This window comes from Citrobacter sp. CK195, from assembly GCF_030333365.1.
GTDB lineage: Bacteria > Pseudomonadota > Gammaproteobacteria > Enterobacterales > Enterobacteriaceae > Citrobacter_B > Citrobacter_B koseri.
The window spans coordinates 605480-619950 of sequence record NZ_JAOWGB010000024.1; the positions used below are offsets into that span (position 1 = coordinate 605480).

Consider the following 14471-nt stretch of genomic DNA (forward strand, 5'->3'; position numbering starts at 1 on the left):
CTCGGTTATGAATTAACGCGATGCTACAATGCAGCGCGAAGAATGTTAACCCTCTGGAGCCATTTGTGACGTCGTTGCCCGTTGCCGCCGTACTGCCCGAATTACTTGCCGCGCTTGAAAGCGCGCCCCAGGTTTTGCTCACCGCCCCAACCGGCGCGGGGAAATCGACCTGGCTGCCGTTGCAGTTTCTGACGCATAAAGGCATTCAGGGGCGGATTATCCTGCTGGAGCCGCGCCGCCTGGCGGCACGCAATGTGGCGCAGCGGCTGGCGGAACTCCTGAACGAGAAGCCCGGCGAGACGGTCGGTTATCGGATGCGCGCGCAAAGCTGTGTTGGCCCGCAGACGCGGCTTGAAGTAGTGACGGAAGGGGTGCTGACAAGAATGATTCAGCGCGATCCCGAGCTGAACGGCATCGGGCTGGTGATCCTCGATGAATTTCATGAGCGTAGTTTGCAGGCGGATCTGGCGCTGGCCCTGCTGCTGGACGTGCAGCAAGGGCTGCGTGACGATCTGAAACTGCTGATCATGTCTGCGACGCTGGACAACGGGAAGCTGCAACAGCGCCTTCCTGATGCGCCGCAGGTGGTGTCTGAGGGGCGTGCCTGGCCCGTTGAGCGTCGCTACCAGTCACTTCCGGCCCAACTGCGTTTTGATGAGGCGGTGGCCATCGCCACGGCAGATTTGCTGCGTCACGAAACCGGCTCTCTGCTGCTGTTTTTACCGGGCGTTGGGGAAATCCTGCGCGTACAGGAACACCTGGCCGCGCGCGTGGCGGATGATGTGCTGTTATGCCCGCTGTATGGCGCGTTGTCTCTGGAGGCGCAGCGTAAAGCGATACTGCCTGCGCCGCGCGGGATGCGCAAAGTCGTGCTGGCGACCAATATTGCCGAAACCAGTTTAACCATCGAGGGTATCCGTCTGGTGGTGGACAGCGCGCAGGAGCGCGTGGCGCGCTATGACGTGCGAACCGGCCTGACGCGGCTGATTACCCAGCGCGTCAGTCAGGCCTCCATGACGCAGCGAGCCGGACGCGCCGGGCGTCTGGAACCGGGAGTGTGTGTTCACCTGCTGGCGAAAGAGCAGGCGGAAAGGGTGGCGGCGCAAAGCGAGCCGGAGATTTTACAAAGCGATCTGTCCGGTTTATTGCTGGAGCTGTTGCAATGGGGATGCAGCGATCCCGCGCAGCTCAACTGGCTGGACCTTCCCCCGGCCGCCAGCGTGCAGGCCGCCCGGCGGCTGTTGCAGATGCTGAATGCGCTGGATGGCGAGCGGCTGAGCGCGACGGGGCAGAAAATGGCGCGGCTTGGCAACGACCCCCGTCTGGCGGCGATGCTGGTCAGCGCCGGTAATGACAGCGAAAAGGCGACAGCGGCGAAACTGGCGGCGATTCTGGAGGAACCGCCGCGCGCGGGCAATACCGACCTCAGCGTGGCGTTTTCGCGCCAGCAACCGGGCTGGCAGCAGCGTAGCCAGCAGCTCCTGAAACGGCTCAACGGGCGAGGCGGCGAAGTGGACGGCACGATGCTGGCGCCGCTGCTTGCGCAGGCGTTTGCCGATCGTATCGCGCGTCGACGCGGTCAGGAAGGGCGCTATCAACTGGCGAATGGCATGGGCGCGGTGCTCGACGCCGATGACGCGCTGGGTCGCCATGAGTGGCTTATCGCACCGTTGCTGTTGCAGGGGAGCGCGTCGCCGGATGCCCGTATTCTGCTGGCTTTACCGCTGGATATTGAGGCGCTTATTCAGGCATGTCCGGCGCTGTTGCAGCAGTCCGACACGGTAGAGTGGGACGACGCGCAGGGAACGTTAAAGGCGCTGCGCCGAATGCGCATCGGGCAACTGACGGTAAAAGTTCAGCCGCTGGCTAAGCCTTCGGAAGAGGAACTGCACCAGGCGATGCTCAATGGCATTCGCGATAAAGGGCTAAGTGTGCTCAACTGGACGCCGGAGGCTGAACAGTTCCGCCTGCGTCTGCTGTGCGCGGCGCAATGGTTGCCGGAGTACGACTGGCCCGCCGTTGATGACGCTTCTCTTCTGGCGACGCTGGAAAGCTGGCTGCTGCCGCACATGACGGGCGTTCATACGCTGCGCGCCCTGAAAGCCCTGAATATTACCCAGGCGTTACGTGGCCTGCTGGACTGGTCTATGCTGCAACGTCTGGATAGTGAGCTGCCCGCGCATTACACTGTGCCGACGGGAAGCCGGATAGCCATTCGTTATCACGAAGATAACCCGCCAGCGCTGGCGGTCAGAATGCAGGAGATGTTTGGCGAAGCGAATACGCCTGCTATCGCGCAGGGGCGCGTGCCGCTGGTGCTGGAGTTGCTCTCACCGGCTCAACGCCCGCTACAGATTACGCGCGATTTAAGCGCGTTCTGGCAGGGAGCGTACCGCGAGGTACAAAAAGAGATGAAAGGGCGTTATCCCAAACATGTCTGGCCGGACGATCCGGCGAATACCGCGCCAACGCGGCGCACGAAGAAGTATTCATGACTGCCGGATGGCGCTGTGCTTATCAGGCCTGCTCGCTCAAATGTAGGCCGGATAAGGCGAAGCCGCCATCCGGCATAAACATGGCAGAAAATTGAGAGATTTCTTCTTCTGTCGACTGACGGAAGAACAGAGAATCGGGCCTTTGCGCCTGTATGTTGCGGAGAAAAAGCATGGCCGGGAATGACCGCGAGCCAATTGGACGCAAAGGGAAACCACCGCGTCCGGTGAAACAAAAGGTAAGCCGTCGTCGACTCAGAGATGAAGAGTACGACGACGATTATGATGATGACTATGAGGATGAAGAACCGATGCCGCGTAACGGTAAGGGCAAAGGGCGTAAGCCTCGTGGCAAGCGTGGCTGGCTCTGGCTACTGCTAAAACTGTCGATTGTTTTTGTCGTGCTGATTGCGATCTACGGCGTCTATCTGGATCAAAAAATCCGTAGCCGTATTGATGGCAAAGTCTGGCAGCTTCCTGCGGCGGTATATGGCCGGATGGTTAACCTTGAGCCGGAAATGCCCGTCAGCAAGAATGAAATGGTGAAATTGCTGGAGGCCACCCAGTACCGTCAGGTGACGAAAATGACGCGTCCCGGCGAGTTTACCGTGCAGGCGAACAGCATCGAGATGATCCGCCGTCCGTTTGACTTCCCGGACAGCAAAGAAGGGCAGGTGCGTGCGCGTCTGACCTTTGACGGCGGCCACCTGGATACGATCGTGAATATGGATAACAACCGCCAGTTTGGTTTCTTCCGTCTCGATCCGCGCCTGATCACCATGCTCTCTTCGCCGAATGGCGAACAGCGCCTGTTCGTGCCGCGCAGCGGTTTCCCGGATCTGCTGGTGGATACGCTGCTGGCGACGGAAGACCGTCATTTCTATGAGCACGATGGCGTTAGCCTGTATTCCATCGGTCGTGCGGTGCTGGCGAACCTTACCGCCGGGCGCACGGTTCAGGGGGCGAGTACGCTGACGCAACAGCTGGTGAAAAACCTGTTCCTCACCAGCGAACGCTCCTACTGGCGTAAAGCGAACGAAGCTTACATGGCGCTGCTGATGGATGCGCGCTACAGCAAGGACAGGATCCTTGAGTTGTACATGAACGAAGTCTATCTCGGCCAGAGCGGCGATAACGAGATTCGCGGCTTCCCGCTGGCGAGCCTGTACTACTTTGGCCGCCCGGTCGAAGAGTTGAGCCTCGATCAGCAGGCGCTGCTGGTGGGGATGGTGAAAGGGGCGTCAATCTACAACCCGTGGCGTAACCCGAAACTGGCGCTGGAGCGTCGTAATCTGGTACTGCGTCTGCTGCAACAACAGCAGGTAATCGACCAGGAACTGTACGACATGCTGAGCGCGCGTCCGCTGGGCGTGCAGCCGCGCGGCGGGGTGATCTCGCCACAGCCAGCCTTTATGCAGATGGTGCGTCAGGAGTTGCAGGCGAAGCTCGGCGACAAAGTGAAAGACCTTTCTGGCGTGAAGATCTTCACCACTTTTGATTCCGTGGCGCAGGATGCGGCTGAAAAAGCGGCCGTTGAGGGCATTCCGGCGCTGAAGAAACAGCGTAATCTGAGCGATCTGGAAACCGCGATTGTGGTGGTAGACCGCTTCAGCGGCGAGGTGCGTGCGATGGTCGGCGGGGCGGAGCCGCAGTTCGCCGGGTACAACCGTGCGATGCAGGCGCGCCGTTCTATCGGCTCTCTGGCAAAACCGGCGACCTATCTGACGGCGTTAAGCCAGCCGAAGCTGTATCGTCTGAACACCTGGATTGCCGACGCGCCGATCGCGCTTCGTCAGCCGAACGGGCAGGTCTGGTCTCCGCAGAACGATGACCGTCGTTACAGCGAAAGTGGCAAAGTGATGCTGGTGGACGCGCTGACGCGCTCCATGAACGTGCCGACGGTGAATCTGGGGATGGCGCTGGGACTTCCTGCCGTCACCGATACCTGGATGAAGCTGGGCGTGCCGAAAGATCAGCTGCATCCGGTTCCGGCCATGCTGCTGGGGGCGCTGAACCTGACGCCAATCGAAGTGGCGCAAGCGTTCCAGACCATCGCCAGCGGCGGCAACCGGGCGCCGTTGTCAGCATTGCGTTCGGTGATTGCGGAAGACGGTACGGTGCTGTATCAGAGCTTCCCGCAGGCTGAGCGCGCGGTTCCGGCGCAGGCGGCGTATATGACGTTGTGGACGATGCAGCAGGTTGTGCAGCGCGGCACCGGGCGTCAACTGGGCGCGAAATATCCGGGCCTGCATCTGGCGGGTAAAACCGGAACCACCAACAACAACGTCGATACCTGGTTTGCAGGGATTGATGGCAGCCAGGTGACGATTACCTGGGTGGGTCGCGATAATAACCAGCCGACGAAACTGTACGGCGCCAGCGGCGCGATGTCGATTTATCAGCGTTATCTGGCGAACCAAACGCCAACGCCGCTGACGCTGACGCCGCCGGAAGATGTGGTGGATATGGGCGTTGATTACGACGGTAATTTCGTCTGTAGCGGTGGAATGCGTGCGCTGCCGGTCTGGACGACCGACCCGGACGCGCTGTGCCAGCAGGGCGAAATGATGCAACAGCAGCAGCCGACCGGGAATCCGTTCGATCAGTCTTCTTCGCAGCAACAGCAGCCTCAACAGCAGCAACCGGCGCAGCAGGAGAAGAAAGACAGCGACGGCGTGGCGGGGTGGATCAAGGATATGTTTGGTAGTAACTAACCGTTGTGCCTGATGGCGCTGCGCTTATCAGGCCTACAGAACCAATAAACGCATTGGATCTTGTAGGCCGGATAAGGCGCGCCAGCGCCGCCATCCGGCAAGATGGCAAAAACAGGCGCGAACCGTAGGCCGGATAAGGCGCGTCAGCGCCGCCATCCGGCAAATTTCCGCAGAATAACATTCCAGCCTAAATCATTAACCCTTCCTTTTCATCTGGTTATTTCTTAACCCCTTAGTTTTGATAGGGGCGCGTATTGCTTGCTATCGCGCCAACGTTTCGAATATTATGCTGCGGTCATAAGAATAATTCTCGTTTACGTTATCATTCACTTTTCATTAGAGATATACCAATGGCGCGTCTTAAAACTGCTCAGCCAAACTCTTCGCTGCGTAAAATCGCAGTCGTAGTAGCCACAGCGGTTAGCGGCATGTCTGTCTATGCACAGGCGGCGGTTGAACCGAAAGAAGAAACTATCACCGTAACCGCTGCACCTGCCCAGCAGGAAAGTGCCTGGGGGCCGGCGGCGACCATCGCGGCCAGACAATCCGCCACAGCGACCAAAACGGATACCCCCATTCAAAAGGTGCCACAGTCTATTTCTGTGGTAACTGCCGAGGAGATGGCGCTGCATCAGCCTAAATCTGTGAAAGAGGCGCTCAGCTACACTCCTGGTGTTGCCGTGGGCACCCGTGGCGCGTCTAACACTTATGATTACCTGATCATCCGCGGTTTCGCCGCTGACGGCCAAAGTCAGAACAACTATCTGAATGGCCTGAAGATGCAGGGTAACTTTTACAATGATGCGGTGATTGACCCTTATATGCTGGAGCGCGCTGAAGTCATGCGCGGCCCGGTTTCCGTTCTCTACGGAAAAAGCAACCCTGGTGGTTTGTTGAACATGGTCAGCAAGCGTCCAACCACGGAACCGCTGAAAGAAGTTCAGTTCAAGATGGGCACCGACAGCCTGTTCCAGACCGGTTTTGACTTTAGTGATGCTCTGGATGACGATGGTGTTTACTCTTATCGCTTAACCGGCCTTGCGCGTTCTGCGAATGCCCAGCAGCAAGGTGCGGAAGAGCAGCGTTATGCCATCGCGCCATCTTTCAGCTGGCGTCCGAATGATAAAACCAACTTTACCTTCTTGTCTTATTTCCAGAATGAACCGGAAACAGGTTATTACGGCTGGCTGCCGAAAGAAGGGACAGTGACTAAGTTACCGAACGGTAAGCGTCTCTCTACCGATTTCAACGAAGGTGCGAACAACAATACCTATTCTCGTAACGAGAAGATGGTGGGCTACAGCTTCGACCACGAATTTAACGACACCTTTACCGTGCGTCAGAATCTGCGTTACGCGCAAAATAAAGTCTCGCAGAATAGCGTGTATGGCTACGGTATGTGCTCCGATCCGCTCTATACAAAGGATCCGGCTAATAGTCCTTGCGCCAGCGTTCCTCAGTCAGATTGGGGTCATACGCTGACTCGTCAGTACGTTATCGATAATGAGAAATTGCAGAACTTCGCTGTCGATACCCAACTGCAAAGCAAGTTTGCAACGGCCGATGTGGATCACACGCTGCTGACCGGCGTTGACTTTATGCGTATGCGTAACGATATTGACTCCTGGTTTGGCTATGCTGGTTCTGTAACGCCGTCCGACATCTATAACCTTGATCGCAGTGACTTCGATTTTGGCTCACATCCTGGCCCTTCAGGCCCTTACAAAGTGCTGAATAAGCAGAAGCAAACTGGCTTGTACGTGCAGGATCAGATGCAATGGGATAAGGTGCTGGTTACTCTGGGTGGTCGTTATGACTGGGCTGACCAGGAGTCCTTCAACCGTGTTTACGGTACTACCGATAAGCGCGACGACAAACAGTTCACCTGGCGTGGCGGTGTTAACTACCTGTTCGACAATGGCGTGACCCCGTATTTCAGCTATAGCGAGTCGTTTGAACCGGCTTCGCAGACGGGGGAAAGCGGTAATATCTTTGCTCCATCCAAAGGTAAGCAGTACGAAGCTGGCGTGAAATACGTGCCGAGCGATCGTCCGATCGTGATTACCGGTGCAGTGTATCAGCTCACCAAAACCAACAATCTGATGGCCGACCCGAATGGATCGTTCTGGTCAGTTGAAGGCGGTGAAATTCGTTCACGTGGTGTGGAAATTGAAGCGAAAGCCGCGCTGTCTGCAAGCGTCAACGTGGTTGGTTCTTATACCTATACCGATGCGGAATACACTACCGACACCAACTACAAAGGCAACACGCCTGCTCAGGTGCCTAAACATATGGCATCATTGTGGGGTGATTACACCCTCTATGACGGCGCGCTTTCCGGGCTGACGTTGGGTACGGGTGTTCGTTATACTGGCTCCAGCTATGGCGACCCGGCAAACTCCTTCAAAGTGGGGAGCTATACGCTGGTGGATGCGTTAGTACGTTACGATCTGGCGCGCGTTGGTATGGCTGGGTCTAACGTGGCGCTGCATGTGAACAACTTGTTTGACCGTGAGTACGTCGCAAGCTGCTTTAACACCTATGGCTGCTTCTGGGGCGCGGAGCGTCAGGTCGTTGCAACCGCAACCTTCCGTTTCTAATTTCTCTTTGGGCACGGTTCGCCGTGCCCGCTTTACAAGTTGGCCGCTATGCAGGAAAACATAACCCGTCCCGACACGACTTTCGCCCTACGTAATGTCTCCTTTCGTGTGCCTGGCCGCACGCTTCTGCATCCTCTTTCGCTGACCTTTCCGGTGGGTAAAGTTACCGGGCTTATTGGTCACAACGGTTCAGGTAAATCAACCTTACTGAAAATGCTGGGGCGGCATCAACCGCCGTCGGAAGGCGACGTGTTGCTCGACGATCAGCCGTTGAACAGCTGGAACAGTAAAGCGTTTGCCCGCAAGGTCGCCTATCTGCCGCAGCAACTTCCGCAGGCGGAAGGGATGACGGTGCGCGAGCTGGTGGCGATTGGGCGTTATCCGTGGCACGGCGCGCTGGGTCGTTTTGGCGTAACCGACAGAGAAAAAGTGGAAGAGGCGATTACGCTGGTGGGACTAAAACCACTGGCGCACCGTCTGGTAGACAGCCTCTCCGGCGGGGAGCGTCAGCGGGCGTGGATCGCCATGCTGGTGGCCCAGGATAGCCGCTGCCTGCTACTCGACGAACCCACCTCCGCGCTGGATATCGCGCATCAGGTTGATGTGCTGGCGCTGGTGCACCGCTTAAGCCAGCAGCGTGGGCTGACGGTGATTGCTGTTTTGCACGACATCAACATGGCGGCCCGCTACTGTGATTATCTGGTGGCGCTGCGCGGTGGCGAAATGATTGCCCAGGGAACGCCAGCAGAGTTGATGCGTGGTGAAACGCTGGAGCTGATTTATGGCATCCCGATGGGCATTTTGCCGCATCCGGCTGGCGCCGCACCCGTGAGTTTTGTCTATTAATGAGCGGTTTACATTTTATTACCCGACGTCGATTGTTAACGGCGATGGCGCTTTCTCCTCTGCTCTGGCAAATGGGGCAAGCCCGGGCCGCAACCGTCGATCCTCATCGTATTGTCGCCCTGGAGTGGTTGCCGGTAGAGCTGCTGTTAGCGCTCGGCATCATGCCTTACGGCGTGGCGGATATTCCCAATTATCGCCTGTGGGTTAACGAGCCGGCATTGCCGGAGTCGGTCATTGACGTTGGGCTGCGTACCGAACCTAATCTGGAACTGCTGACCGAAATGAAGCCCTCATTTATGGTCTGGTCGGCAGGCTATGGCCCTTCGCCTGAAAAGCTGGCGCGTATCGCGCCGGGGCGCGGCTTTAGCTTCAGCGACGGCAAAAAGCCGTTAGCGGTAGCGCGTCAGTCGTTAATTGAAATGGCGCAACTGCTTAATCTTGAGTCTGCGGCCAGCCGCCATCTGGCGGAATACGATAGCTTTATCGACAGCCAGAAACCGCGCTTTGCCCGGCGTGGCGACCGGCCTCTGCTGCTGATGACGTTGCTCGATCCGCGCCATATGCTGGTTTTCGGCCCGAACTGCTTATTCCAGGAGACGCTGGACGCGTTCGGCATTCGCAATGCCTGGCAGGGGGAAACCAATTTCTGGGGCAGCACTGCGGTTGGTATCGACCGGCTGGCGGCCTATAAAGACGCTGACGTCCTCTGTTTTGATCACGGCAATAACCCGGATATGGCTGCGCTGATGGCGACGCCGCTGTGGCAGGCGATGCCGTTTGTGCGCGCCGGACGTTTTCAGCGCGTGCCTGCCGTCTGGTTTTATGGCGCGACGCTGTCGAGCATGCGTTTCGTGCGCATTCTGGATAATGCGCTGGGAGGTAAAGCGTGAGTCGACGTATTGCGCTATTTCCGGCGTTGCTGCTGGCGGTGTTATTTATCGCCGCCTGGTTGACCTGGTTTAACTTCTCCATCGCATTGCCGCGCAGCCAGTGGCAGCAAGCGTTCTGGTCGCCGGATATCGACAGCATTGAGCAAATGATTTTCCACTATAGCCTGCTGCCACGCCTGGCGATCGCCTTGCTGGTCGGGGCCGGACTTGGGCTGGTGGGCGTATTGTTCCAGCAGGTGCTGCGTAACCCGCTGGCGGAGCCAACGACGCTCGGCGTGGCGACAGGGGCGCAGCTCGGGATTACGCTAACGACGCTATGGGCGATTCCCGGCGCGATGGCCACGCAATTTGCGGCGCTGGCAGGCGCGTGCGTGGTGGGGGCGCTGGTGTTTGGCGTCGCCTGGGGAAAACGCCTGTCACCGGTTACGCTGATTCTCGCCGGTCTGGTGGTGAGCCTGTATTGCGGGGCGATTAACCAGCTGATGGTGATTTTCCACCACGACCAGTTGCAAAGCATGTTCCTGTGGAGCACCGGAACGCTGACGCAAACCGACTGGAGCGGGGTGCAGAGGCTGTGGCCGCAGTTGCTGGGCGGCGTGATGCTCACCTTGCTATTGCTGCGTCCGATGACCCTGATGGGGCTGGATGACGGCGTAGCGCGCAATCTGGGGCTGGCCTTGTCGCTGGCGCGTCTGGCGGCTTTATCGCTGGCGATCGTGCTCAGCGCGATGCTGGTTAACGCCGTTGGGATTATCGGCTTTATCGGCCTGTTCGCCCCGCTGTTGGCGAAAATGCTTGGGGCGCGTCGCTTACTGGCGCGCCTGATGCTGGCGCCGCTGATTGGCGCGCTGATCCTCTGGCTTTCCGATCAGACCATTTTGTGGCTGACCCGCGTCTGGATGGAGGTCTCCACGGGTTCCGTGACGGCGCTGATTGGCGCGCCGCTGTTGCTGTGGCTGCTGCCGCGTCTGCGCAGCATGAGCGCGCCGGCAATGAACGCCAGTGACCGCGTAGCGGCGGAACGCCAGCATGTGTTGAGTTTTGCGCTGGCAGGCGGTGTCGTGCTGCTGTTAGCGGTGTTCGTGGCGCTCTCTTTTGGCCGTGACGCGCACGGCTGGAACTGGGCGAGCGGCGCGCTGCTGGATGAACTGATGCCCTGGCGCTGGCCGCGTATTCTGGCGGCATTAATTGCGGGCGTGATGCTGGCGGTGGCGGGGGGCATTATTCAACGCCTGACCGGAAACCCGATGGCCAGCCCGGAAGTGCTGGGTATCAGCTCCGGCGCGGCGTTCGGCGTGGTGCTGATGCTGTTCCTGGTGCCGGGTAACGCCTTTGGCTGGTTGCTGCCTGCCGGGAGCATCGGCGCGGCGGCGACGTTGCTGATCATCATGGTCGCGGCAGGACGCGGGGGCTTTTCTCCGCACCGTATGCTGCTGGCGGGGATGGCGCTCAGTACGGCGTTTACGATGCTGTTGATGATGTTACAGGCGAGCGGCGATCCGCGCATGGCGGGAGTGCTGACCTGGATCTCCGGTTCGACCTACAACGCATCGGAAGAACAGGTGGTACGCACCGGCATTGTGATGGTGATTCTGTTGGCGATTACGCCGCTGTGTCGTCGCTGGTTAACCATTTTACCGCTGGGCGGCGAGACGGCGCGGGCGGTGGGTATCGCGTTGACGCCATCGCGTGTTGGGCTGTTGTTGCTGGCGGCCTGTCTGACGGCGACCGCGACGATGACCATTGGGCCGCTGAGCTTCGTTGGGCTGATGGCACCGCATATCGCGCGGATGCTCGGTTTTCGCCGCACGATGCCGCATGTGATTATGTCGGCGCTGGCGGGGGGAATACTGCTGGTTTTCGCCGACTGGTGCGGCAGAATGGTGTTGTTCCCGTATCAGATCCCGGCGGGATTGCTCTCGACGTTTATCGGCGCGCCGTATTTTATTTATCTGTTACGTAAGCAGAGCCGGTAATGGTGCTTTATCCGGCCTACGGCGCCATATGTAGGCCGGGTAAGCGTAAGCGCCACCCGGCAATGACGATTTACAGTTTCGCAAATACCCGACGTGCGGCATCAATGGTGTTGTTGATATCGTCCATGCTGTGCGCCACGGACATAAAGCCTGCCTCGAAGGCGGACGGCGCCAGGTAAACGCCTTCATCCAGCATCATGTGGAAGAAACGTTTGAAGCGCTCAACGTCGCATGCCATTACATCCTGATAGCAGTTTACGGATTCCGCGTCGGTAAAGAAGATGCCGAACATACCGCCGACGTGATTCACCACCAGTGGAATATCGGCTTCCTGCGCGGCGTCCAGCAGGCCTTCTGCCAGTCGGGTCGTCAGTTCGTCCAGCGTCTCGTGAATCCCCGGCTGGGCGACTTCGGTCAGGCAGGCGAAACCCGCCGCCATGGCAATCGGGTTGCCGGAAAGCGTTCCCGCCTGGTAAACCGGGCCAGTCGGCGCCAGTGCGTCCATCACATCGCGGCGTCCGCCAAATGCGCCTACTGGCATACCGCCGCCGATGATTTTGCCCAGACAGGTCAGATCCGGCACTACGCCGTAATAATCCTGTGCGCCCGCCAGCGCCACGCGGAAACCGGTCATCACTTCGTCGATGATCAGCAGCGCGCCGAATTCGTCGCACAGAGCGCGCAGGCCCGGCAGGAATTCCGGCAGCGGAGGGATGCAGTTCATATTGCCCGCCACCGGCTCGACGATAATACAGGCAATCTCTTGCGGATATTGCTCGAACGCCGCGCGTACAGAAGCCAGATCGTTATAGGTGCAGGTCAGGGTATGTCTGGCGAAATCAGCCGGAACGCCCGGTGAGTTCGGCTGGCCCAGCGTCAGTGCGCCGGAACCCGCTTTCACCAGCAGGCAGTCGGCGTGGCCGTGGTAGCAGCCTTCAAATTTGATGATCTTGTCGCGACCGGTGAAGCCGCGCGCCAGGCGAATCGCACTCATTGTGGCTTCGGTGCCGGAGTTCACCATCCGCACCATGTCCATAGTCGGCACCAGTTCGGTGACCAGCTCCGCCATTTTAACTTCCATCTCGGTCGGCGCGCCGAAGCTCAGCCCGCGCGCAGCGGCTTCAATCACTGCATTACGGATGGCGGGGTGGTTATGGCCCAGCACCATCGGACCCCAGGAGCCGACGTAATCGATGTACGCTTTGCCATCGACATCATACAGATACGCGCCGTCTGCTTTTTCGATAAACAGCGGGGTGCCGCCCACGCCAGTGAAGGCGCGAACAGGGGAGTTGACGCCGCCGGGGATAAGCTCGCGCGCTGCGCTGTAGAGGTTTTCAGACTTGCTCATGGATGGGGTTCCTGGTTCGTAGAAAAAGTGAATGCCCTTTATTCTAAGTTATTCACAGAAGGTTATGAACATTTTGCGCATTTGAAACATGACGATTTACAGGGGATTTTCCCGAAACAGGCGGGTACAATGCCGCTTTTGTATTTGTATTACCAATTAATGATCATCTGATGAACACAGACACTCCCACTTTCGAAGCACAGCAAGTTGTGCGCTTACGGCGCGGGGATCTGATCCGCAGACTACTTCAGCGGGATAAAACGCCGCTGGCCATCTTATTAACGGCGGCGGTGGTCGGCACCGTCACGGGTCTTATTGGCGTCGCGTTTGAGAAAGCCGTGACCTGGGTGCAGAACTTACGCATCGGCGCGCTCGTTCAGACGGCCGATTACGCGATTCTGGTCTGGCCGCTGGCCTTTATCCTCTCTGCGCTGCTGGCGATGGTCGGTTATTTTCTGGTGCGTAAGTTTGCGCCGGAAGCCGGTGGGTCGGGCATCCCGGAAATAGAAGGCGCGCTGGAAGAGTTGCGTCCTGTTCGCTGGTGGCGCGTGCTGCCGGTGAAATTTGTGGGCGGTATGGGAACGCTGGGCGCTGGCATGGTGCTGGGGCGGGAAGGGCCGACGGTACAAATCGGGGGCAATATTGGGCGAATGGTGCTGGACCTCTTCCGTATGCGTAGCGCCGAGGCGCGTCACACCTTACTGGCAACCGGCGCGGCCGCAGGGTTATCGGCAGCCTTTAACGCGCCGCTGGCGGGGATCTTATTTATCATCGAAGAGATGCGCCCGCAGTTTCGCTACAATTTAATTTCGATCAAAGCCGTGTTTACGGGCGTGATTATGTCGAGCATTGTGTTTCGTATTTTTAACGGTGAAGCGCCGATTATTGAGGTCGGGAAGCTCTCAAACGCACCGGTTAATACGCTATGGTTATATTTAATTCTCGGTATGATTTTTGGCTGCGTCGGGCCGCTGTTCAATCACCTGGTATTGCGCACTCAGGATATGTTCCAGCGTTTTCACGGCGGCGAAATCAAAAAGTGGGTTCTGATGGGCGGCGCGATCGGCGGCCTGTGCGGTATTCTCGGCTTAATTGAGCCGGAAGCGGCGGGTGGTGGATTTAATTTGATCCCCATTGCGGCGGCGGGGAATTACAGCGTAGGCCTGCTGCTGTTTATTTTTATCGCCCGCGTCCTTACCACGCTGCTTTGTTTCTCATCCGGTGCGCCCGGCGGAATTTTTGCGCCAATGCTGGCGCTGGGGACGTTGCTCGGCACCGCATTTGGTATGGCGGCTGCGGCGTGTTTTCCGCAGTACCATCTGGAGGCCGGAACATTCGCGATTGCCGGAATGGGCGCGTTGCTGGCGGCGTCGGTGCGTGCGCCTTTAACGGGAATCGTGTTAGTGCTGGAGATGACCGATAACTATCAGCTCATTTTGCCAATGATTATTACCTGTCTTGGCGCAACACTATTAGCACAATTTATGGGCGGAAAACCGCTATACTCCACCATCCTTGCGCGCACGCTGGCGAAACAGGATGCGGAGCAGGCGGCAAAAAGCCAGCGGTCGGCCGCTGGTGAGAATACTTGAATGAAATACC

8 protein-coding genes are annotated in these 14471 nt (G+C 58.3%); 7 read left to right on the plus strand and 1 reads right to left on the minus strand.

Going from position 1 to position 14471, the window contains the following annotated elements; genetic code table 11:
• Positions 1 to 65 precede the first annotated feature (65 nt).
• From hrpB to fhuB, 6 genes are all read left to right on the plus strand, one after another.
• Positions 66 to 2495, plus strand: coding sequence for an ATP-dependent helicase HrpB (gene hrpB, locus OGX93_RS13955; RefSeq protein WP_286449857.1), 2430 nt, complete (start codon positions 66 to 68; stop codon positions 2493 to 2495).
• Between the two features lie 170 nt (positions 2496 to 2665).
• Positions 2666 to 5206 (plus strand): bifunctional glycosyl transferase/transpeptidase, encoded by a 2541-nt coding sequence (mrcB, locus tag OGX93_RS13960; RefSeq protein WP_012134009.1) that lies wholly within the window; start codon positions 2666 to 2668, stop codon positions 5204 to 5206.
• Positions 5207 to 5556: 350 nt separating this feature from the next.
• On the plus strand, positions 5557 to 7806 hold the full coding sequence (fhuA, locus tag OGX93_RS13965) for a ferrichrome porin FhuA (protein WP_153258115.1): 2250 nt from the start codon (positions 5557 to 5559) through the stop codon (positions 7804 to 7806).
• 48 nt (positions 7807 to 7854) lie between these two features.
• Positions 7855 to 8652 carry a Fe3+-hydroxamate ABC transporter ATP-binding protein FhuC gene (gene fhuC / locus OGX93_RS13970; RefSeq protein WP_012134007.1) on the plus strand — a complete coding sequence of 266 codons (798 nt, stop codon included), beginning with the start codon at positions 7855 to 7857 and terminating at the stop codon, positions 8650 to 8652.
• Positions 8652 to 9542, plus strand: coding sequence for a Fe(3+)-hydroxamate ABC transporter substrate-binding protein FhuD (fhuD, locus tag OGX93_RS13975; protein ID WP_200076018.1), 891 nt, complete (start codon positions 8652 to 8654; stop codon positions 9540 to 9542). Before fhuC ends, fhuD begins: the two co-directional genes overlap by 1 nt.
• Positions 9539 to 11518, plus strand: a complete 1980-nt coding sequence (gene fhuB / locus OGX93_RS13980) for a Fe(3+)-hydroxamate ABC transporter permease FhuB (protein ID WP_286449856.1) — start codon at positions 9539 to 9541, stop codon at positions 11516 to 11518. Before fhuD ends, fhuB begins: the two co-directional genes overlap by 4 nt.
• A 70-nt stretch (positions 11519 to 11588) precedes the next feature.
• Here the strand turns inward: fhuB and hemL are convergent, their stop codons facing one another.
• Positions 11589 to 12869 (minus strand): glutamate-1-semialdehyde 2,1-aminomutase, encoded by a 1281-nt coding sequence (gene hemL / locus OGX93_RS13985; protein ID WP_112001167.1) that lies wholly within the window; start codon positions 12867 to 12869, stop codon positions 11589 to 11591.
• Positions 12870 to 13039: 170 nt separating this feature from the next.
• Here hemL and clcA point away from each other — a divergent pair, with 170 nt between their 5' ends.
• Positions 13040 to 14461: a H(+)/Cl(-) exchange transporter ClcA gene (clcA, locus tag OGX93_RS13990; protein WP_047458831.1), complete on the plus strand. Its 1422-nt coding sequence runs from the start codon at positions 13040 to 13042 to the stop codon at positions 14459 to 14461.
• Positions 14462 to 14471: the final 10 nt, after the last annotated feature.

Coding starts and splice junctions, on each gene's coding strand:
- mrcB (WP_012134009.1), top strand. CDS start 2,666: ATGGCCGGGAATGACCGCGAGCCAATTGGACGCAAAGGGAAACCACCG.
- fhuA (WP_153258115.1), top strand. CDS start 5,557: ATGGCGCGTCTTAAAACTGCTCAGCCAAACTCTTCGCTGCGTAAAATC.
- fhuC (WP_012134007.1), top strand. CDS start 7,855: ATGCAGGAAAACATAACCCGTCCCGACACGACTTTCGCCCTACGTAAT.
- fhuD (WP_200076018.1), top strand. CDS start 8,652: ATGAGCGGTTTACATTTTATTACCCGACGTCGATTGTTAACGGCGATG.
- hemL (WP_112001167.1), bottom strand. CDS start 12,869: ATGAGCAAGTCTGAAAACCTCTACAGCGCAGCGCGCGAGCTTATCCCC.
- clcA (WP_047458831.1), top strand. CDS start 13,040: ATGAACACAGACACTCCCACTTTCGAAGCACAGCAAGTTGTGCGCTTA.